Source organism: Pseudomonas sp. MS19, assembly GCF_013277615.1.
Classification (GTDB): Bacteria; Pseudomonadota; Gammaproteobacteria; order Pseudomonadales; family Pseudomonadaceae; genus Aquipseudomonas; species Aquipseudomonas marincola.
Window position 1 is genome coordinate 116,950 of the sequence record NZ_VBTO01000013.1, and the last position, 19,249, is coordinate 136,198.

At 57.4% G+C, this 19,249-nt stretch carries 17 protein-coding genes; 8 read left to right on the forward strand and 9 right to left on the reverse strand.

The window, feature by feature from the left end; genetic code table 11:
• Positions 1–69 precede the first annotated feature (69 nt).
• Positions 70–456: a hypothetical protein gene (locus tag FEZ62_RS13875; protein WP_069899656.1), complete on the reverse strand. Its 387-nt coding sequence runs from the start codon at positions 454–456 to the stop codon at positions 70–72.
• A 190-nt stretch (positions 457–646) separates the two neighbouring features.
• Here FEZ62_RS13875 and FEZ62_RS13880 point away from each other — a divergent pair, with 190 nt between their 5' ends.
• The gene (locus FEZ62_RS13880) at positions 647–853 is read left to right on the forward strand and encodes a cation transporter (RefSeq protein ID WP_069899655.1); all 207 of its coding nucleotides are present in this window, start codon (positions 647–649) and stop codon (positions 851–853) included.
• Here FEZ62_RS13880 and FEZ62_RS13885 read toward each other — a convergent pair.
• Entirely contained in the window at positions 848–1,471 is a 624-nt protein-coding gene (locus tag FEZ62_RS13885) for a TetR family transcriptional regulator (RefSeq protein ID WP_172928263.1), read from the reverse strand. The genes FEZ62_RS13880 and FEZ62_RS13885 overlap by 6 nt on opposite strands.
• Before the next feature lie 143 nt (positions 1,472–1,614).
• On the opposite strand from FEZ62_RS13885, the gene FEZ62_RS13890 reads away from it, so the two are divergent.
• From FEZ62_RS13890 to FEZ62_RS13900, 3 genes are all read left to right on the forward strand, one after another.
• Positions 1,615–2,763: an efflux RND transporter periplasmic adaptor subunit gene (locus FEZ62_RS13890; RefSeq protein WP_172928265.1), complete on the forward strand. Its 1,149-nt coding sequence runs from the start codon at positions 1,615–1,617 to the stop codon at positions 2,761–2,763.
• Positions 2,764–2,767: 4 nt separating this feature from the next.
• Positions 2,768–5,908: an efflux RND transporter permease subunit gene (locus tag FEZ62_RS13895; protein ID WP_345940447.1), complete on the forward strand. Its 3,141-nt coding sequence runs from the start codon at positions 2,768–2,770 to the stop codon at positions 5,906–5,908.
• 75 nt (positions 5,909–5,983) lie between these two features.
• On the forward strand, positions 5,984–7,171 hold the full coding sequence (locus FEZ62_RS13900; RefSeq protein ID WP_090509101.1) for a multidrug effflux MFS transporter: 1,188 nt from the start codon (positions 5,984–5,986) through the stop codon (positions 7,169–7,171).
• Between the two features lie 7 nt (positions 7,172–7,178).
• On the opposite strand, the gene FEZ62_RS13905 is transcribed toward FEZ62_RS13900, so the two are convergent.
• Positions 7,179–7,352: a hypothetical protein gene (locus tag FEZ62_RS13905; RefSeq protein WP_090509100.1), complete on the reverse strand. Its 174-nt coding sequence runs from the start codon at positions 7,350–7,352 to the stop codon at positions 7,179–7,181.
• A 317-nt stretch (positions 7,353–7,669) separates the two neighbouring features.
• On the opposite strand from FEZ62_RS13905, the gene FEZ62_RS13910 reads away from it, so the two are divergent.
• The 4 genes from FEZ62_RS13910 to FEZ62_RS13925 all read left to right on the forward strand — a co-directional run bounded on the left by FEZ62_RS13910 (position 7,670) and on the right by FEZ62_RS13925 (position 12,256).
• Positions 7,670–8,059, forward strand: coding sequence for a DUF2946 domain-containing protein (locus FEZ62_RS13910; RefSeq protein WP_172928267.1), 390 nt, complete (start codon positions 7,670–7,672; stop codon positions 8,057–8,059).
• A 166-nt stretch (positions 8,060–8,225) separates the two neighbouring features.
• Positions 8,226–10,271: a TonB-dependent receptor gene (locus tag FEZ62_RS13915; RefSeq protein WP_242454957.1), complete on the forward strand. Its 2,046-nt coding sequence runs from the start codon at positions 8,226–8,228 to the stop codon at positions 10,269–10,271.
• Between the two features lie 64 nt (positions 10,272–10,335).
• Positions 10,336–11,712, forward strand: coding sequence for a PepSY domain-containing protein (locus FEZ62_RS13920; protein WP_172928269.1), 1,377 nt, complete (start codon positions 10,336–10,338; stop codon positions 11,710–11,712).
• A 76-nt stretch (positions 11,713–11,788) separates the two neighbouring features.
• Positions 11,789–12,256: a copper chaperone PCu(A)C gene (locus tag FEZ62_RS13925; RefSeq protein WP_172928271.1), complete on the forward strand. Its 468-nt coding sequence runs from the start codon at positions 11,789–11,791 to the stop codon at positions 12,254–12,256.
• A gap of 100 nt (positions 12,257–12,356) precedes the next feature.
• Here FEZ62_RS13925 and FEZ62_RS13930 read toward each other — a convergent pair whose 3' ends face one another.
• The 6 genes from FEZ62_RS13930 to FEZ62_RS13955 form a co-directional block, all read right to left on the reverse strand.
• Positions 12,357–13,304 (reverse strand): adenosine deaminase, encoded by a 948-nt coding sequence (locus tag FEZ62_RS13930; protein WP_172928273.1) that lies wholly within the window; start codon positions 13,302–13,304, stop codon positions 12,357–12,359.
• A 146-nt stretch (positions 13,305–13,450) separates the two neighbouring features.
• Positions 13,451–14,410, reverse strand: coding sequence for a 2-oxoglutarate and iron-dependent oxygenase domain-containing protein (locus FEZ62_RS13935; RefSeq protein ID WP_172928787.1), 960 nt, complete (start codon positions 14,408–14,410; stop codon positions 13,451–13,453).
• Positions 14,411–14,504: 94 nt separating this feature from the next.
• Entirely contained in the window at positions 14,505–15,587 is a 1,083-nt protein-coding gene (locus FEZ62_RS13940) for a BMP family ABC transporter substrate-binding protein (protein ID WP_069899645.1), read from the reverse strand.
• A gap of 291 nt (positions 15,588–15,878) precedes the next feature.
• Entirely contained in the window at positions 15,879–17,234 is a 1,356-nt protein-coding gene (locus FEZ62_RS13945; RefSeq protein ID WP_172928275.1) for an 8-oxoguanine deaminase, read from the reverse strand.
• Between the two features lie 182 nt (positions 17,235–17,416).
• Entirely contained in the window at positions 17,417–18,103 is a 687-nt protein-coding gene (locus tag FEZ62_RS13950) for an SDR family oxidoreductase (RefSeq protein ID WP_172928278.1), read from the reverse strand.
• A 201-nt stretch (positions 18,104–18,304) separates the two neighbouring features.
• The gene (locus FEZ62_RS13955; protein ID WP_150547495.1) at positions 18,305–19,231 is read right to left on the reverse strand and encodes an ABC transporter permease; all 927 of its coding nucleotides are present in this window, start codon (positions 19,229–19,231) and stop codon (positions 18,305–18,307) included.
• Positions 19,232–19,249: the final 18 nt, after the last annotated feature.

Here is a 19,249-nt window from a genome sequence, read left to right on the forward strand (position 1 = left end):
AGGATCAACCTTGCCACATTGGTAAGGTCAAGGCCTTTCTGTGTCTCAGTCCCTCAACACCATGGATGCTTAGCGATTGGCGTGCAGTAAATGCAGGCCACCGTTGCTGACGGCAATGTTGTAGCGCTGGATATCGCCGGCGCGTAATTGCAGGCGCTGGCTGTCGCGCAGGTCGACTCCGGATTTGCATTCGCCACTGCCGACAGGCTGCAGGCGCACGGCTATTTCGCCCGGCGGCAAGTTGAACGAGATCGACTGGCCCTGAAACAGCCGGCCGGCGAGTTGGTCATGCAGGTACACGCCGATTTCGCATTGGGTATTCACTTGCAGGCGTTCACGCGAGACCACCAGTATGGCAAAGCCTCCGGCCTGAGCTTGCGATGAGTGCAGGGTTTGCGCCTGCGTCATGGTGGCTGCAAACGCAGTTGTCAATGCCAATAGCCAAGCGAGGCGCATCGGCGGTCTCCTTTAAAAGGCGAGATGAAGCCCTAGCATAGCGGCTGGCACTGCGCTTGTGTTGTGCACTTTCGGTGCGCAGGTGTGTGTAAGGGTGCATGATGAGGTGCTTGACCTTAACCCCGTGGCAAGGTCGAAAGTAGCGTTTCGGTCTGCGTTGCAGGCATCACACACCAGTGGAGAACCAATCATGCAGATATTCATTGTGGCGGGTATGACGTGCGCGCATTGCGTTCAGGGCATCACTCGGGCGCTTGAAAAGCTCGATCCGGCCGCTCAGGTTACTGTCGATTTGCAGGCCGGCAAGGTTTTGGTCGAAAGCGAGTTGCCGGCTGAGAAGCTGGGGGAGGCCATAGAAGGCGAGGGTTACACGCTGGTTGCGAGCGAAGCGCTATAGGTCCGGTTGCTGCACCAGCCCTGCAATAAACGAGTCAATGATTATTCGGCCATGCTTGAGCGGGTCGAATAATTCAGGGTCGCGCAGCCAGTCAGAAAACAATCCCACAATCATCGCGTGCAATGCGCGTGCAGCCAGTGCCGGGGTCATTTCCGGGCGCAGTCGCTGGCGGATGTCGGGTTGGCAGAATTGTTGCTCTACCAGGTTGATGAAATCGTTGATAAAACTTTCGTGGCGTATTTCTGCGTCGCGTAGCTCGTCGGTGAACTCACAGCGATGCAGCAGAATAGTGAAGATCCGGCGTTTTTGTGGTTCGAGTACCAAGCCCTCAAGTGCTTCGATGCACAGGTTTGCCAAGGTTTGCAGGGCGTCTTCCCCGGGGTTGCCGTTGAAGCGTTCGGTCATTTGTTCGAGGGGCAGGCGAACCTGGCTGAGTAACGCGTGAAACAATTGGGCTTTATTTTCGAAATGCCAATACACCGCGCCACGAGTTACTCCGGCTTCTCGCGCAATTTGTTCTAGGCTTGTGTGAGCAACGCCGCGCTCCAGAAATAGTTCTTCTGCAGCCGCTAAAATGGCCAGGCGGGTTTTCTCAGCGTCTTCTTTGGTTCTGCGCATGGCGGTATCGGCTTGATTTAACGGCTCTGTTTTGGAACAGAGTGTAATAAAAATTGCCTGGTTATTCTATTTACAAACATACCTGTATGTAACTAGGATCGTCGGCCTGTTTTTTTGTGCTGTACGATGTCTCGGAGACACCTATGTCCTTTGCTCGCCATTTCCCTGCATTTCTGGGATTTTTTGCTCTAAGCACACTGTTTAATGCCGCTCACGCCGAAGATGCGCCGCCAGCGCCAGAAGTAACGGTCGAGACAGTGCAGCCGGCAGCGTTCCCGTTAATGCTCGAATATCCGGCACGTACTGCAGGTTTTCGCGAAATCCAGTTGCGCGCCCAGGTAAGTGGCATTCTGCAGGAGCGCACCTATCTGGAAGGTAGCCAAGTGACTAAGGGCCAGGTGATGTTCCGCATCGACCCGCGCACTTATGAGGCCGCATTAGCGCGTGCCAAAGGTGCTCTGGCGCAGGAGCAGGCGCGTTATCGTCAGACCGAGCGCGACCTTAAGCGTATTCGCGAATTGCAGAAAAAGGGCTACGCCAGCGAGAGCGAACTGGACAATGCCGTCTCCAACTTCGAGCAAAGCAAGGCGAACATTCAGGCCGCCAGAGCAGAAGTGCAGTCCAAGCAGATTGATCTGGAATACACCACGGTCAAGGCGCCCATTTCCGGGATTACCAGCAAAGAAACCGTTTCTGAAGGCAGCCTGATGGTAGCCGGCGACCCGAACGCCAGCTTGCTGACCAAGATTACTCAGCTTGATCCGATCTACGTCAACTTCGCCGCGCCCGACAGCGATGTGAAAAAGGTCCGCAGTGGCCTGGCCAATGGTTCGCTGGTGCTTGAAGACAAAGAGCTGCGCGTTGGTATCGCCTACGGTGACGGTTCAACGTATCCGCTGGAAGGCAAGGTCAACTTCACCGACAGCCTGATCGACCGCGGCACTGGCAGCGTAAGTACCCGTGCTGTTGTGCCAAACCCGGATCAAAGCTTGCTGCCGGGCCAGTTCGTACGCGTTCAGCTAAAGGGCATTTCCCTGCCAGACGCGCTGACTGTTCCGGAGCGCGCCGTTTCCCAAGGCCCTAAAGGCACCTTCCTGTATGTGGTTGATGACAAGGGCGTTGCCCGTACTCGTCAGATCAAAACGGGCCGCACCGCGAATGGTCGTTGGGTGATCGAGTCCGGCATCAGTGCCGGCGATAAAGTGATTGTTGAGGGCCTGTCAAAGGTTCGTCCTGATGCTCCCGTAAAAGTCGGTTCGGCGCCTGCCACCGATAAAAAAGCTGAGGAGTAATTAGGTGATCTCACGCTTCTTTATTGAAAGGCCGGTGTTCTCATCGGTCATCTCGGTGGTAATCGTGCTCGCCGGCCTTATGGCCATGCGCGCGTTGCCAGTTGCGCAGTATCCGCAGATTCTTCCGCCTCAGGTATCGGTGACCGCTACCTACTCGGGGGCGAGTGCCCAGGTAATTGCTGAAACCGTTGCGGCGCCGTTGGAACAAGAGATCAACGGCGTTGAAGGGATGATTTATCAGCAGTCGAACTCGGGTGGTAACACCATGCGTTTGGCGGTGTACTTCGATGTCGGACGTGATCCGGATCAGGCCACCATCGACGTTAACAACCGGGTGCAGGCCGCACTGGCCAAGCTGCCGGAAGAGGTGCGTCGTCAGGGGGTAAACGTTGAGAAAAAGTCTTCGGACATTCTCCAGGTTGTCACCCTGTTCTCGCCGGATGACTCACGTGACCCGGTGTTTATCAGTAACTACGCGCTGATCAACGTTATCGACGAATTGAAGCGTCTGCCGGGCGTGGGTGACGTCACCCAGTTTGGCTCGCAAGATTACTCGATGCGTATCTGGCTGAGCCCCGACAAGCTGGCGCAGTACAACCTGACGCCAACGGATGTGGTCAACGCCATCCGCGAGCAGAACTCGCAGTTTGCCGCCGGTAGTTTTGGTCAGCAGCCGCTCAAGCAGAAGCTCGACTTCACCTACACCGTGACCACTCAGGGCCGTTTTACTGACCCTGAAGAGTTCGAAAACATCATCCTGCGTTCTGATGAGACTGGCGCCAGCCTGCGCCTGAAAGACGTTGCCCGGATTGAATTGGGCGCACAGGATTACTCGCTGGTGACCTCGCTCAATGGCCAGCAGAACGCCGCTTTCGGTGTGTATCTGCAACCAGGCGCGAACGCACTGGACACCGCTGAGGCGGTCAACAAGACCATGGAACGTTTGTCGACCAAGTTCCCGGACGGCATGGAATACAAGATTCCATACGACACCACCACGTTCGTAAAAGTATCGATTGAAGAAGTTATCCACACCTTCGTTGAAGCGCTGGTGCTGGTGGTTCTGGTGGTGTTCATCTTCCTGCAGAACTGGCGCGCCACGCTGATTCCGGTGCTGGCGATTCCTGTGTCGCTAATCGGTACCTTTGCCGGCATGTATGCGCTGGGCTTCTCGATCAACCTGTTGACGTTGTTCGGTCTGGTACTGGCAATCGGTATCGTGGTGGACGATGCGATTGTGGTGATCGAGAACGTCGAGCGGGTCATGGCGACGGACAAGATCGGACCGAAAGAGGCCACCATCAAGGCGATGGAAGAGGTGACGGGCCCTATCGTCGCCATCGTGCTGGTGCTCTGTGCGGTATTTATTCCGGTCGGCTTCCTCGGGGGGCTGGCAGGACAAATGTATAAACAGTTTGCGATTACCATTGCCGTTTCGGTGGTGATCTCGGGCATCGTCGCACTCACATTGAGCCCGGCACTTTGCGCCTTGCTGCTCAAGCCCGGCCATCACGAACCGGCGGCACCGTTCCGTTGGTTCAACCGGGTATTCGACAAAATTACCGACGGTTATACCGCTGGTGTTCGCTTCTTCCTCAAGCGCTCGTTGATGGGCCTGGTGCTGTTTGGCGGCATGATTGCGCTGATGGTGGTGTTGTTTGGCCGGGTGCCAACCTCGCTGGTGCCAGATGAAGATCAGGGCTATGTGCTCAATGCCTACTTCCTGCCGGCCGCCGCGTCGCTAACGCGCACCGAAAAACTGACCGGCGATGTGACGCAGCAGTTAATGGATCGCCCCGAAGTTAAAGACGTGGTGACCTTTTCCGGTTTCGACATCCTGACCATGGGCACGCGCAGCAACGCCGGTGTGTCGTTCATCACCCTCAATGACTGGAAAGAGCGTGATACGCCAGAGCTGGACGCACGTAACCTGATCTATGACTACATGGGCATGGGCGCGAGCCAGAAGGATGGCGTGGTTGCCACGTTCAACCCGCCGCCGATTACCGGCATGAGCACCACCGGTGGTTTCGAGGGTTACATTCAGGATCGCTCCGGTGGGACCACTGAACAGTTGGCTGCCAAGGCGAACGAGCTGATTGCCGAGGCGAAGAAACGTCCTGAGCTTGCAAATATTCAGACCACTTTCAACGCCAACGTACCGCAGTACTACATCGACCTTGATCGCACCAAGGCCCGTTCTCTGGGCGTGTCGATCAGTGATGTGTTCACTGCGATGCAGTCAACGTTTGGCAGCTACTACGTCAACGACTTCAGCCTGTATGGGCGTACCTGGCAGGTGAGCCTGCAAGCTGAGTCCGAGTTCCGCCGCAAGCCGGAAGACTTGTCGCAGGTGTACGTACGTTCATCGACCACCGGCGAGCTGGTGTCGTTGGCGACTCTGGTAAGTGTCGAGCGTATTCTCGGGCCGGATACCTATGCACGTTTCAACGTGTATCCGTCGGCGAAGATTCTCGGCGGGCCAGCGCCGGGCTACAGCTCGGGCCAGGCCCTGCAAGCGGTGCAGGAAGTCGCAGACAAGGTGCTGGGCACGGAATACTCCATCGGCTGGACCGGCTCGGCTTATCAGGAACTGGCGACTCAGGGTTCGGGTAGCCTCGCGTTCATCTTCGGTATGATCATGGTGTTCCTGATTCTGGCCGCCCAGTACGAGCGCTGGACACTGCCGTTGGCGGTGGTCACGGCCGTACCGTTCGCGGTATTCGGGGCCATTCTGGCGGTGTGGCTGCGTGGCATCGAGAATGATGTCTACTTCCAGGTCGGCTTGGTGACACTGATCGGTCTGGCGGCGAAGAACGCGATTCTGATTGTCGAGTTCGCGGTGATGCTGCGCCGTGAAGGCAAGGGCATATTCGAGTCGGCACTGGAGGCTGCACGCCTGCGTTTCCGGCCGATTGTGATGACCTCGCTGGCGTTCATCCTGGGTGTTGTGCCGCTGGCTATCAGCAGTGGTGCGGGTTCAGCCAGTCGTCACTCGATTGGTACCGGGGTCATCGGCGGCATGCTCGCAGCCACTTTGCTGGCGACATTCCTGATTCCCATGTTCTTTATGTTGGTTGAGTCGTGGGGCGATAAACTCAGCAAGCGAAAAACAGACAAACCAGCAGTCGATCACATAGAGTGATTGCCCGGTAAAACAACGCCGCCTTAACTCAAGGCGGCGTTGTCGTTTTTAAGAAACCCTTTTGCGAGCCACCCCATGAACCTGCGAACACTGCTGATCCTTGGCGCTTTGAGTGCATTCGGGCCATTGGCAATCGACTTCTACCTGCCAAGTTTTCCGGCGATAGCGGCAGCTTTCTCAACCGATATCGAGCACGTGCAAGTGTCGCTGGCGGTGTACTTCATCGGCCTGGCTATCGGCCAATTGCTCTATGGACCATTGGCCGACCGCTTTGGCCGGCGCAAGCCGCTGCTGGTCGGGATAACCCTTTTCACGTTGGGTTCGTTGGCCTGCGCGATGGCACCAAGCCTTGAATGGTTGATTGCCGCGCGCTTCATCCAAGCCTTAGGTGGCTGCGCTGGCATGGTGATTTCACGGGCCGTGGTGCGCGACCTGTGCGACCCGATTGCCTCGGCCAAAGTGTTTTCGCAGTTGATGCTGGTCATGGGCCTGGCGCCGATTCTGGCACCGATACTGGGCGGCGCGATGCTGGCGACACTTGGCTGGCAGTCGATCTTTTTCTGCCTATGCGCATTCAGCGTGCTCAGTGGTTTGGCGGTGGCGCGCTGGCTGCCGGAAACCTTGGCAGCCGACGCCAAGCCCGCTCCGCTGAGCGGCGCTATTGGCAATTACCTGCACTTGTTCAAAGACCTGCCGTTTATGGGCTATGCGCTGACGGGCGGCTTGTCGATTGCGGGTATGTTCGCCTACATCGCCGGCTCGCCGTTCGTGTTCATCGATCTGTACGACATACCGCCCGAGCATTACGGCTGGGTTTTCGGGATTAACGCGGGCGGCTTTATTCTGGTCGCGCAGCTTAACTCCTGGCTATTGGCCAAGCGTAATCCGAGTTACTGGGTGCGCAGAGTCGTGCTGTTCTATCTGGCGTGTGGCGCTGCCTTGCTTGCTGTTGCCAGTTCGGCGCCAGCCGCGTTGTGGCCGATTCTGTTGCCGCTGTTTGGCTGCATATCCTGCCTGGGGATTCTTTTACCCAACTCCACGGCCAGCGCCATGGCCGGGCAGGGCAGCCATGCGGGGAGTGCTTCGGCGTTGTTAGGGAGTCTGCAATTTGGCATTGCCGCCAGCGCGGCGGCAATGGTGGGTGTGCTGCATGATGGCACGGCGATGCCGATGGCAACTGTGATCTGCGGGTGTGGGCTTTTGGCAGCGCTGTGTTCGCGCTTTACCCGCTGGGCAGAACTGCGTGCGGGGCACCCGGTTTGAGCGGGATTTACCCCGCGATTTTCTGCTCCGGCAGCCAGTGAGGAGCGCGCACGCGTGCTTCAAGCGTGGTTACGAACTGGCGGGCCTCGGCTTCGCTGCGAAAGGGAATCGCTTGCTGGTCTACAAAGACCTGCCAGCAGGAGCTTTCAGGTTTCTTCTCGGTACGGATAGCGATATTCATGTTGAGCACCTCCTGAGTTCGGTTGAGCTAGTGTAGTAAGACACTGTGAACTTTCACTGACATTCATCAGGCAATCGTCGGTTGGTTAGCGCCATTGGCAACAAGCGCGAACTTGGCGAGAACTCAAGGTTATATCGCAGGTCTCCGCGGCAAGGTGGTAGGCGCCCGGCGTACGACGCGCGGCGCCCGGAGCAAACTACAAACTTTTCGCATGTGGCAATCTTGAAAATGCCGAGCTAGCATTGCTTTGTGAGTGCGACAAACTGCCTCAAGACCTTTGCTTGCTCTCCAACCTCTGAGTGTTAAAGTCCCGCGTCATGAAAATTGCCCGCTCTGATCGAGTTCTTCTGGCCTGGATGCTGTACATCAGCGTGCTGTTCAGTGCGCTCGCTTGCAGTATCGGGCATGGCCAGATGACCGGCCTGCAGCTCAGCGGAATAGACGGAGCGTACTGCTCAGCCAGCGGCAATTCTGGCTCTGGTTTCGACCTGCAAGGCTCAGGCACTCCGCTGATCAATCCTGCTGGCGGCTTTGGTTGCTCCATGTGCTCAACCTTTGTCGGCTTGGCGCTCGCCGCCTTCTTCGGTGTACTTGGGCTGTTCGCCTCCGGTCGCCAACCCGCGCTGAAACCACCTCTGCTATTTGGCAAAGCTGTCCGCTATTTATGGCCCTCGGCCAATCCCCGCGCCTCCCCGCTATTTGCATGATCCATCGCTGCAATGGATGCCAGCAACGCTGCGCCGTTGCGAATAGACCATAAAAAATATCCAGATTAACTGCGTTCAGAGCTTCGTGCTCTGGCGTGCAGTGTCTGAGCTTTTCGCAACATTGTCCGGCTGACTGGCCGGCTCTTTGCGGGATGGGGAGTTACACATGCAAAGAATTAAAAAGAGTCTCTGGGGCGCCTGCGCCCTGGGCGTGTGCCAAATGGTCAGCGCCGTTGATGAACCTGTCGAGTTGGCGGATGAGACGGTCAAAGGGCAATGGCAGTCTGATCCAACGGCCGCAACACTCAGCGAAAAGCGCGAAGAGTTTGCCAAGGTGCCGGGCGGCGCCTCGGTGATTGATGCACAAACCTATAAAACGGGTCGTAGCAGCACCTTCCAGGATGCACTTGGCTTGGCCACCGGCGTTTTTGTGCAGCCGCGCTTCGGCTCGGATGAGGCGCGTTTATCGATTCGCGGTTCTGGTCTGCAGCGTACCTTTCATGGCCGTGGATTGCTGTTGATGCAGGATGGCGCGCCGGTCAATCTGGCGGACGGCAGCTTTGATTTTCAGACCATTGAGCCACTTGCAGTCAGTCGGGTCGAGGTCTTGCGTGGGGCCAATGCGTGGCGCTACGGCGCGGCTAATCTCGGCGGCGCGGTGAACTTTGTCACCCCAACGGGTAAAACCGCAGCCCCGTTAGACCTGCGCTATGAGGGCGGTAGTTTTGGCTATCACCGGTTGTACGGTGCTTTTGCGCAAGACTTTGGTGATTGGGATGGCGTTGTCAGCTTGTCGGACTCGGCGCAGGACGGCTACCGCGATCACTCCGATCAGGACAACCAGCGGGTATTTGCCAATATCGGCGGGCGTATCAATGACCGTATTGCCACGCGCTTCTACCTGACCCATGTTGAGTCCGACTCCGAACTGCCGGGCAGTTTGACTCAGGCTCAACTCAGAGACGACCCCGAGCAGGCTTCAGCCAGCAGTTTATCGGGCGATCAAAAACGCGATCTGAACCTGGACCGGATTGGCAACATCTCAACCCTGCAACTCGATGATGGCCATGCGTTGCATCTGTCGACCTTCTACAGCGAGAAATCGCTGTGGCACCCGATTTTTCAGGTGCTGGATGTCGACAGCGAAGACTATGGCATACGCCTTACGCACACCTGGAGCAATCATGACGGTTGGCGCTGGCTGGGCGGTGTGGAGGCCAGTGAAGGCAGGAGCGATGACACGCGCTCAATCAACATGTCCGGCCATGCCGGGCGCAAAGTTAATGAGCTGCAACAGAGCGCAAACAACTTCAATGCCTTTGCCGAGCTGGAAATGCCGGTGGCCAAGGACTGGGCTGTTATTGGCGGCCTCGCGTGGTTGCATCAGGAGCGTGACGTAGACGACCGCTTGCAGTGCAATGCCTTTGTCAGCGGCTTCTGTTTGGCTCAGGACGAGTCATTCAGCAAAACCTACATCGGCCGTACCGCGCGCCTTGGCGTTCGTCATGACTATGCGGAAGGCGTGCAGTTCTTTGCCAACTTCAGCCAGAGTTTCGAGCCGCCAACGTTCAGCGAGTTGACGGGCGGGCAAGTGGTTACCGATAACGATGCGCAGCGCGCCAATACCTTCGAGCTGGGGATGCGCTGGCAGCGTGACAATCTGGATCTTGATCTGGTGGCGTACCGCAGTGAAATTCGTGACGAACTGCTATCGTTGAACGATGCCAATGGCGATCCGCTGGGCACCGTCAATGCTGACCGAACCATCCATCAGGGGCTCGAATTCGGCGCGGCGGTCAGCTTGGCTCAGGTGACATTTCGCGGGCAGTACCTGCTCAATGATTTCCACTTCGATGACGATGATGTCTACGGCGACAATCAGCTCGCGGGCATGCCCAAGCAGTACCTCAAAGGGGAAGCGCTGTGGCAGCAATCCGGTTGGTATGCCGGGCCTACATTCGAGTGGGCACCTACCCATTACAACGTCGACCAGGCAGAAACACTCTATGCCGATGGTTATTTCATATGGGGTTTGAAAGCCGGATACCAAATGCCCGAAGGCATTGGTTTTTTTGTTGAGGGACGCAATCTGTCCGACAAAACCTATGTGGCGACTACTGGCGTGATTGCGGATGCACGAGGCCAGGACAGTGCTCAGTTTTTACCAGGCGATGGCCGCAGCGTCTTCGCCGGTCTGGAGTGGCGGTTATGAGCCATGATCAACGCAATCCTGCAGTTGCTAACAACACACACAACCCGCTAGCCGGAGCCACAAAATGAAAACCAGCACTCCCTCATTTTATAACCTGGCTTGGCGTTGGCATTTCTACGCCGGGCTGTTCGTCATTCCATTTCTGATCATGCTGTCGTTAACCGGGATCATCTACCTGTTCAAGCCGCAGCTTGATGACCTGATGTACGCCGACCTCATGCAGGTGCCACAGGCCGGTGAAATGGTTTCGGCCGATCAGCAGATGGCGACTGTGCAGCAAGCTTATCCACAGGCGCAAATCAGTAAATACATGCCTCCTGTGGCGGCTGATCGCAGTGCCATGTTCGAGTTGGCTAACGGTGAGCAAACGCTCAATGTGTTTGTCGACCCGTACAGCAACACTGTGCTGGGAACTCAGGACGCGCATGACAACCTGCAAGCCATCGCCCGCAAGATTCACGGCGAGTTGATGATCGGCACGCTCGGCGATCGTCTGGTGGAACTGGCGGCGGGCTGGGGCATTTTGCTGGTGATTTCCGGCTTGTATTTATGGTGGCCACGCGGGGCCAATAAAGCGGCGCTGTTGTGGCCGCGCATGGCCAACAGCGGCCGGGCATTCTGGCGCGATGTGCACTCGGTGCTGGGTTTCTGGGGCTCGATCTTTTTGCTGTTCATGCTGCTTACCGGCATGACCTGGACCGGCTTTTGGGGCGCCAAGTTTGCCGGTGCCTGGAATCACTTTCCGCCGGCAATGTGGGAAGAGGTGCCCACCTCGGATGTTGAGGCGCGTACGCTCAACAACGGCGCCGTGCAAACCGTGGCATGGGCGGTTGAGAACACGCCAATGCCAGAGTCTGATCCGCATGCGGCGCACAACGGCCATGCACAGGCACCTGCCACCAACGCATCGCCAAAGGTCAGTTTGCAAGCTGTGGTGGAGACTGCCACTGCGCACAAAGTCACGCCCGGCTACAGCGTGACTCTGCCCAAGGGTGAGAAGGGCGTGTACACCGTGGCGGTGTTCGCCGACGATCCGCGTAACGATGCAACTCTGCACATCGACCAATACAGCGGTAAAGTGTTGGCAGACATTCGCTGGGCCGATTACGGGCTGGTTGCCCGCACGGTAGAAACCGGGGTGATGCTGCATGAAGGCAAGATGTTCGGGCTGGCTAATCAGTTGCTGATGCTGGCCGTGTGCCTGATGATTTTGCTCAGTGCGATCAGCGGTCTGGTGATCTGGTGGATGCGCCGGCCGCAAGGTCGTCTGGGTGTGCCGCCATTGCGTCACGATCTGCCGCGCTGGAAAACCGGGTTGGTGATTATGGGGCTGGTCGGCATTGCTTTCCCGCTGGTGGGCGGCTCATTGTTGCTGATCGCATTGATTGATTGGCTGATACTTTCACGGATGAACTCATCCACCCGCTTGCAGGCCCAGTAGCCTGCTGGTTAACGGCGCAGATTGCCGGCGCCAACCGCCCGTGCTGCGGGCGGTTCGTTTTACTTTTGGAGTGTTTATGTTGAAGAAAACGTTGTTACTGGTGACATTGATGGTTCCCTGCATGTTTGCCTCAGCGCATGAATACGATGCGGGCCAGTTGCACATCGAACATCCGTGGTCACGCGAAATGCCGCCAGTTGCGCCGGCTGCTGCGGCCTATTTCGTGGTGGAAAACCATGGCAAGGAAGCGGATGCGCTGATCTCGGTCAGCAGCCCACAAGCGGGTCTTGCCCAGATGCACGAAAACCTCATGGAAGATGGCGTGATGAAAATGCAGGAGGTTAAACGCGTTGAAGTTCCAGCAGGCGGGGAGGTGCGTTTCGAGCCCAAGGGCTATCACGTCATGCTGATGCAGCTGAAAGGGCAAATGAAGGACGGTGAGCGTTTTCCGTTAACCCTTAATTTCGAGAAATCGGGCGCTGTAACAGTTGAAGTTGCTGTGCAAAAAACCGCGCCGGCTGAGCACAGCGAGCACCAGCACTGAGTTAGACCCGAGTCGCGCTAGCCGGGCTCCAGTTGGTTAGTCACCCGGTCAGTAGTGACCAGCAAATGTTCAGGGGGCCGTTGAGCCCCCTGATTGCGCGCTAGGCCAGACGAGCGTCGAGGCTGTTCTGCGCCAGTTTGCGCGCTTGTGCTTCGGTCATGCCGAGGCTGTCGTACAACGCGGCGAAATTCTCGCCAACGTAACCGCCGAAGTAGGCCGGATCATCCGAGTTGACGGTGACTTTGACGCCGCGCTCAAGCATTTCGAGAATGTTGTGTTGGCGCATGTCATCGAACACGCACAGTTTGGTGTTCGACAGCGGGCAGACTGTCAGTGGAATTTGCTCGTCGATAATGCGCTGCATCAGGCGTTCGTCTTCAATAGCGCGCACGCCATGATCAATCCGCTCAATCTTGAGCAGGTCCAGTGCCTGCCAGATGTATTCGGGCGGGCCTTCTTCACCAGCGTGAGCAACGGTCAGATAACCCTCGCTGCGCGCCTTGTCGAATACCCGCTGGAACTTGCTCGGCGGATGGCCCATCTCTGAACTGTCGAGGCCTACGGCAATAAACGCGTCGCGAAATGGCCGTGCCTGATCAAGCGTGACAAAGGCTTGCTCTTCGCTCAAATGCCGTAGAAAGCTGAGGATCAAGCCGTAGCTGATACCGAGCTTTTCTTGGCCATCCTTGAGCGCCTGCTGGATACCGTTAACCACCACTTCGAACGGAACGCCGCGATCGGTGTGGGTTTGCGGGTCGAAGAACGGTTCGGTATGAATCACGTTCTGCGCCTTGCAGCGCAACAGATACGCCCAGGTCAGGTCGTAGAAATCCTGCTCGGTGCGCAGCACATTCGCGCCCTGATAATAAAGGTCGAGAAACTCCTGCAGGTTGTTAAATGCATACGCGCTGCGCAATGCCTCTACGTCGGTCCAGGGCAGGGCGATCTTGTTGCGCTCGGCGAGTGCAAACAGCAGCTCGGGCTCAAGCGAACCTTCGAGGTGCAGGTGCAGTTCGGCTTTGGGCAGGGCATTTAACCATTCGTACATATTGAAATCTCATCGCAGGGCTTATCGGGCAACAGTTTAACCGCTGGGTCAGGATTGGTGCGAATCGGCGAGTGTAATTGTCGGGGGATAAGCGATGATCGCAGCCTGGGTATCGTGAGAGTTACTCAGGCTGCGGTCGCTTTGATTTACGCTTCTTCGCGGCGATAGGCGTAGGTATCGGCAAAGCGTGACAGCAGGTAGGCGGCGCTGGTGGTGCTCGGGTATTTCGGCGGGTTGTTGGCGTCCGAGCAGCCGGGCAGGCAGCTGATTTCGGTGTCCGGATGCGGTTCTGCGAAGAACGGCATCGAATAGCGATCAACGCCCAGCGGACTGATGACCCGGTGCGGCGTCGACTTGTAACGGTCGTTGCTCCAGCGCGCCATCATGTCGCCCAGATTCACCACGAAGCTATCGGCGATTGGCGGTGCATCAATCCATTCGCCGTTGATGTTCTGCACCTGCAAGCCACCGGCTTGATCCTGAAACAACAGGGTGATGCAGCCGTAATCGGTATGGGCGCCGGCGCCTTGCTGATCTGCGCTGGTCGCAGTGTGGCGCGGCGGATAGTGGATCATGCGGAACACGCTGATGGGCTCTTCGAAGCGTGTATCGAAGAAGTCACGCTCAATGCCCAGGGCGATGGTCATGCTGCGCAGCAGGGTTTTTGCCAGCTCGTGCATATCGACGTAATGGGTTTCCATCAGGTCTTTCCAACCGGCGATATCCGGGTGGCGATTAGGGCCGCGCAAGGGTTTACCGGCCAGCACTTCGGGGTGCTCGGCGGGCATGTGGAAACCCATGTCGAAGGTTTCCTTGAGGTCGCTGGGTTTGCTCGGGTCGAGTTGCTCGGTGGCAATCGCGCCATAGCCCCGGTGATGCGCGCTCTGAGTAATATCGATGGCGAGCTTTTCGGTGTCGGGACGGGCGAAGAAATCTTTGGCGGTATCCAGCAGCGAGCTCATACGCTCACGGCTGATTGGATGACCGGTGATGTAGAAAAATCCCCATTCACGACACGCCGCATCAATGGCGTTGGCGACAGCAAGGGATGCATCCGGGTCGTTGCCGTACAACGGGGCGATATCAATAACGGGCAGTTTATCAATGCTCATGCAATTCTCACGTTCAGTTGCAGATACACCTTGGCCCGGCACCCGGAGTTAACCGGATGCCGGGCCAGTGCATCTTTTACTTAGGCTGTTATTTAGGCAGCTCAGCTTTAACATTTTCTACGTAGTAGTTCATCGACGCCAGTTCGGCGTTGGTCGCCACTACACCGTCAGCCAGTTTGACTGCACCGCTCTGATCCTTGATCGGGCCGGTGAACGGATGAAATTCACCCGACTTGATGCTGGCGATAATCTTCTCGGCTTCAGCTTTTACGTCAGCCGGCACGATGTCGCTGATCGGCAGTTGAATGGTGTCGTCATCCAGGCCGCCCCAGTAATCCTGAGACTTCCAGGTGCCGGCCATGACCGCTTCGCTGGCCTTGATGTAATGCGGGCCCCAGTTGTTGACGATCGAGGTGAGTACCGCTTTCGGGCCGAAGTGGGCCATGTCCGAGGCGTAACCAACAGCGTAAACACCGCGACGTTCTGCGGTCTGGATCGGCGCCGGGCTGTCAGTGTGCTGGAAGATAACGTCTGCGCCTTGGTCGATCAGCGCGTTGGCCGCGTCAGACTCTTTGCCCGGATCGAACCAGGAGTTGACCCAGACCACTTTGATTTCGGTGCCCGGATTGTACTTGTCGAGTGCCAGTTGGATCGAGTTGATGTCGCGGATCACTTCCGGAATCGGGAAAGAGGCCACATAACCGACAACCTTGGATTTGGTCATTTTGGCAGCCAGATAGCCACCGACATAACGGCCTTCATACGAGCGCGACAGGTAAGTGCCGAGGTTTTTCGCTTGCTTGTAACCGGTGGCGTGTTCGAAGGTTACCTTCGGGAACTGTTTGGCCACTTTCACGGTTGGGTTCATGTAGCCGAATGAGGTCGAGAAAATCAGGTCATAACCGCCTTTTGCCATGTTACGGATAACACGTTCGGCATCGGCACCTTCCGGTACGTTTTCAACGAAGCTGGTTTCGACTTTATCGCCCAGTTTCTCCGCGAGCGCCTTGCGGCCTTGCTCGTGTTGATAAGTCCAGCCGTGGTCGCCGATAGGCCCGATATAGACGAAGCCGACTTTCAGCGGGTCAGCGGCTGAGGCGCTCATGGCGGCGCTGAAACCAAGGGCGGCGACGAGGGTGCGCAGCAAGGGTCCTTTGCTCTTCTTGTGCATAGCGGGTGTTGCTCCGTAAATGTTGGGTGATGGCGTGATTATGCTTGTTATACGTTGACCGTAAGTCAACTGCAAAAAACTGACCAACTAGACAATTACCCCGTGTAATTACTTCGCAAACCTGTAACCGTGCGTAAAGGCAGGCTGTAAGCGAGCCGCGCCACCTTAGAAATACCCAGCTCAGTGTTGCCGCTTCGCTTAAACAACAAACCCCGCGCAGGCGGGGTTCGTTGATGGTGCGGCTGATCAGCTGGCTGCTGATGCAGTGCCTCTTTATGGTGCGGTAGCTCTTTAGCCGGCGATCAGTTCCTTGGCGGCCTGACGGTGATCGGCGATCAACTGGGCGACATCGAGGCCTTCGATCTGGCCGTCGATTACGCGCCACTGGCCGCCGATCATCATGCGGTCGGCACGGTCCGAGCCACACAGAAGCATGGCGCTGATCGGGTCGTGGCTGCCGGAGAAACGCAGCTCGTCGAGCTTGAAGAACGCCAGATCCGCCTGCTTGCCGACGGCGATCTCGCCAATGTCGCTGCGTCCTATGAGTTTGGCTGAACCCTTGGTTGCCCAACCCAATGCGCGTTCCGGGGTAATGGCTTCGGCGCCAAAGCGCAGGCGCTGAATGTACAGGGCCTGACGCGCTTCCAGAATCATGTTCGAGGCATCGTTGGACGCAGAGCCGTCAACGCCCAGACCAATCGGTGCGCCAGCCGCTTCCAGATCGACAGTCGGGCAGATACCCGAAGCCAGGCGCATGTTCGAGCTTGGGCAATGGCAAATGCCGGTGCCAGCCTGACCGAGACGGGCGATTTCATCCGGATTGAAGTGAATGCCATGTGCCAGCCAGGTACGCGAACTCAGCCAGCCGACGCTGTCGAGGTAGTCGACCGTGCGCAGGCCGAAGCGCTGCAGGCAGAACTCCTCTTCATCCAGTGTTTCAGCCAAGTGAGTGTGCAGGCGCACGTCCATTTGCTCGGCCAGTTGCGCACTCTCGCGCATGATTTCCTGCGTTACCGAGAACGGCGAACAAGGGGCGAGGGCAATCTGCACCTGCGCGTCATCACCCCGCTCGTGGTACTCCTTGATCAAGCGCTGGCTGTCTTCAAGAATCACCTGGCCTTGCTGCACGGTCTGTTGCGGCGGCAAGCCACCGTCGGCTTCGCCCAGACTCATCGAGCCTCGGGTAAGCATTGCCCGCATACCCAGCTCGCGAACCACATCAACCTGAATGTCGATGGCGTTTTCCAGGCCGCCGGGAAACAGATAATGGTGGTCGGCTGCGGTGCTGCAACCTGAAAGAAGCAATTCGGCCAACGCCACTTTACTGGCCAGTGCCAGCTTCTCCGGGGTCAGGCGTGCCCAGACCGGATACAAGGTTTTCAGCCATGGAAACAACGGCTGATTGACCACCGGGCCCCAGGCGCGGGTCAGGGTCTGATAGAAGTGATGATGGGTGTTGATAAGCCCCGGCAGCACAACGTGCTCGCGGGCATCAAAGACCTGAGTGCAAGGGCGCGAAGGCTCCTGACCGGCTTTGAGAATTTCCGTGATGATGCCGTGCTCGACAACGATACCGCCCGATGCATCAACATCGTTGGCAGTGAAAATATCGAGAGGGTTTTTGATCCAGATATGGGTGCTCGGCATGTGCAGGCCTCTGAGTGGGTTTTCAGGTAAGCCAGCTCAGTGTTAACCCTGTCTGCTGATCCAGGTGCGTCAGACAAAATCTGACCGGCGCTAAAGATACCCGCCGTCGCGCGTCAGTTCAACCGGACCTGACGCGCGACGGCGGTATTCAGAAGCATTTTGCAGGCTGCGTCTGCTGCAATTTACCAGATCAGAGTCTGGCCTTTGTAATCAACGAAGTGATGGCCGCCCTTGCCGCTGAACTGCTCTATCTGGGTAACCAGACCGGCACAACTGGTGGCTACATCAATATCGGCATTCGGCCCGCCCATCGCGGTTCTGACCCAGCCCGGATGCAGCGACAATACCGTTGGTCGATTGCCTTCAAGGCTGCAGACAAAGGTGTTGGTCAGCGAGTTGAGTGCGGCCTTGCTGGCTTTGTACAGCGCCATCTCGTTGCCTTCGGGCATGGTTACACTGCCGAGAATCGAACTCATGAACGCCAGCACGCCGGTGTCAGGGCGCAATTGTGAGACGAGTTTTTCGGCGAGGCGAATCGGCGCAACAACGTTGGTCATGAACAACTGGCCCAGTTCAGCCTGGGTCGCCTGGCTTGCGCTCTGGTGTTCAGGCCCGAGAATCCCGGCGTTTACGAAAATCAGGTCAAACACCTGGCCGTCGAGCTGGTTGACCAGTGCCTGAACTGAGGCGCTGTCGTCGATATCCAGGGTTTCAATTTTGACCCCATCGATAGCGCGCAGCTCGTCGCAGCGTTGCGGGTTGCGAACCGTGGCGCTGACGTTCCAGCCGAGGCTATGCAGTCGCTCGACCAGACCAAGCCCAAGCCCGCGGGAGGCGCCGATGATAAGGGCGGTTTTGACAGTTTGCATAGGTCGCTCCAAGTTGATCCGGAGCGACTATGTTGCGCGGTTACAGGCCGAATATGCAAACGGCTTGTAACGCGTCAAACCAACTTACGTATGGCTGTTTATCTGCATGGCTTGGGCGGGTGACTGACACCACGCCCAACCGCTCAACTCAGTGATTCAGATGGGCCATACGTGGCGGTCTGTAATTGCCATGGCGACTGATCAGTGCCCCGACTGCCAGGGCTTGCCGAGTGAAACCGGAGCAAACAGGCGAGTCTTGATCGCGTCACGCGAGAGCAGCACCAACACCACAATGGTCGCCACATACGGCAGCATCGCCAGCAGGTTGCTCGATACTGAAATACCGATGCCCTGAGCAACCAGATGGACAATGCTGGCCAGGCCAAATAGGTAGGCGCCGAGCAACACACGGAACACCCGCCAGCTGGCAAAAACGACCAGCGCCAGAGCAATCCAGCCACGCCCGGCGGTCATGTTTTCTGCCCACATCGGCGTGTATGCCAGCGACAGGTAACCGCCGGCCAAACCGGCCATCGCCCCGCCGAACATGACTGCCAGCGTGCGCACACGCAATACCGGCAAGCCCATGGCGCTGGCGGCGTCGGGGTTTTCTCCGACAGCCTGAATGATCAGGCCGATACGGGTTTTCAGCATCACCCACGCCACCAGCGCAAACAGCGCAAACGACAGATACACCAGCAGATCCTGCGCAAACAGCATGCGCCCGATGAGCGGGATATCACTGAGATACGGCAAGGCAATCGGCTCAAAACCAGTGAGTGGTTTGCCCACCCAGGCCGCCCCGGCGAACGTTGAGAGGCCCACGCCGAAGATGGTTAATGCAAGGCCAGTGGCGACCTGATTGGCGTTGAAACCCAGCGCCACAATCGCGAACAGCAGTGAAAGCAACATGCCTGCTGCAATCGCCAGCAGCACGCCGAGCCAGAGGCTGCCGGTGCTGAAGGCAACGATAAAGCCGATTACCGCGCCGAACAGCATCATGCCTTCCTGGCCCAGATTGAGCACGCCGCTCTTCTCGCACACCAGTTCACCGAGCGCGACCAGAAGCAGAGGCGTGCCCGTGCGCACCATGGCGTAGAAAATGTTAGTCAGCAGATCAATATCCATGCGCTTGAACCTTGCAAA

Coding starts and splice junctions, on each gene's coding strand:
- FEZ62_RS13890 (WP_172928265.1), top strand. CDS start 1,615: ATGTCCTTTGCTCGCCATTTCCCTGCATTTCTGGGATTTTTTGCTCTA.
- FEZ62_RS13955 (WP_150547495.1), bottom strand. CDS start 19,231: ATGGATATTGATCTGCTGACTAACATTTTCTACGCCATGGTGCGCACG.
- FEZ62_RS13880 (WP_069899655.1), top strand. CDS start 647: ATGCAGATATTCATTGTGGCGGGTATGACGTGCGCGCATTGCGTTCAG.
- FEZ62_RS13900 (WP_090509101.1), top strand. CDS start 5,984: ATGAACCTGCGAACACTGCTGATCCTTGGCGCTTTGAGTGCATTCGGG.
- FEZ62_RS13925 (WP_172928271.1), top strand. CDS start 11,789: ATGTTGAAGAAAACGTTGTTACTGGTGACATTGATGGTTCCCTGCATG.
- FEZ62_RS13915 (WP_242454957.1), top strand. CDS start 8,226: ATGCAAAGAATTAAAAAGAGTCTCTGGGGCGCCTGCGCCCTGGGCGTG.
- FEZ62_RS13885 (WP_172928263.1), bottom strand. CDS start 1,471: ATGCGCAGAACCAAAGAAGACGCTGAGAAAACCCGCCTGGCCATTTTA.
- FEZ62_RS13875 (WP_069899656.1), bottom strand. CDS start 456: ATGCGCCTCGCTTGGCTATTGGCATTGACAACTGCGTTTGCAGCCACC.
- FEZ62_RS13940 (WP_069899645.1), bottom strand. CDS start 15,587: ATGCACAAGAAGAGCAAAGGACCCTTGCTGCGCACCCTCGTCGCCGCC.
- FEZ62_RS13930 (WP_172928273.1), bottom strand. CDS start 13,304: ATGTACGAATGGTTAAATGCCCTGCCCAAAGCCGAACTGCACCTGCAC.
- FEZ62_RS13905 (WP_090509100.1), bottom strand. CDS start 7,352: ATGAATATCGCTATCCGTACCGAGAAGAAACCTGAAAGCTCCTGCTGG.
- FEZ62_RS13945 (WP_172928275.1), bottom strand. CDS start 17,234: ATGCCGAGCACCCATATCTGGATCAAAAACCCTCTCGATATTTTCACT.
- FEZ62_RS13920 (WP_172928269.1), top strand. CDS start 10,336: ATGAAAACCAGCACTCCCTCATTTTATAACCTGGCTTGGCGTTGGCAT.
- FEZ62_RS13950 (WP_172928278.1), bottom strand. CDS start 18,103: ATGCAAACTGTCAAAACCGCCCTTATCATCGGCGCCTCCCGCGGGCTT.
- FEZ62_RS13910 (WP_172928267.1), top strand. CDS start 7,670: ATGAAAATTGCCCGCTCTGATCGAGTTCTTCTGGCCTGGATGCTGTAC.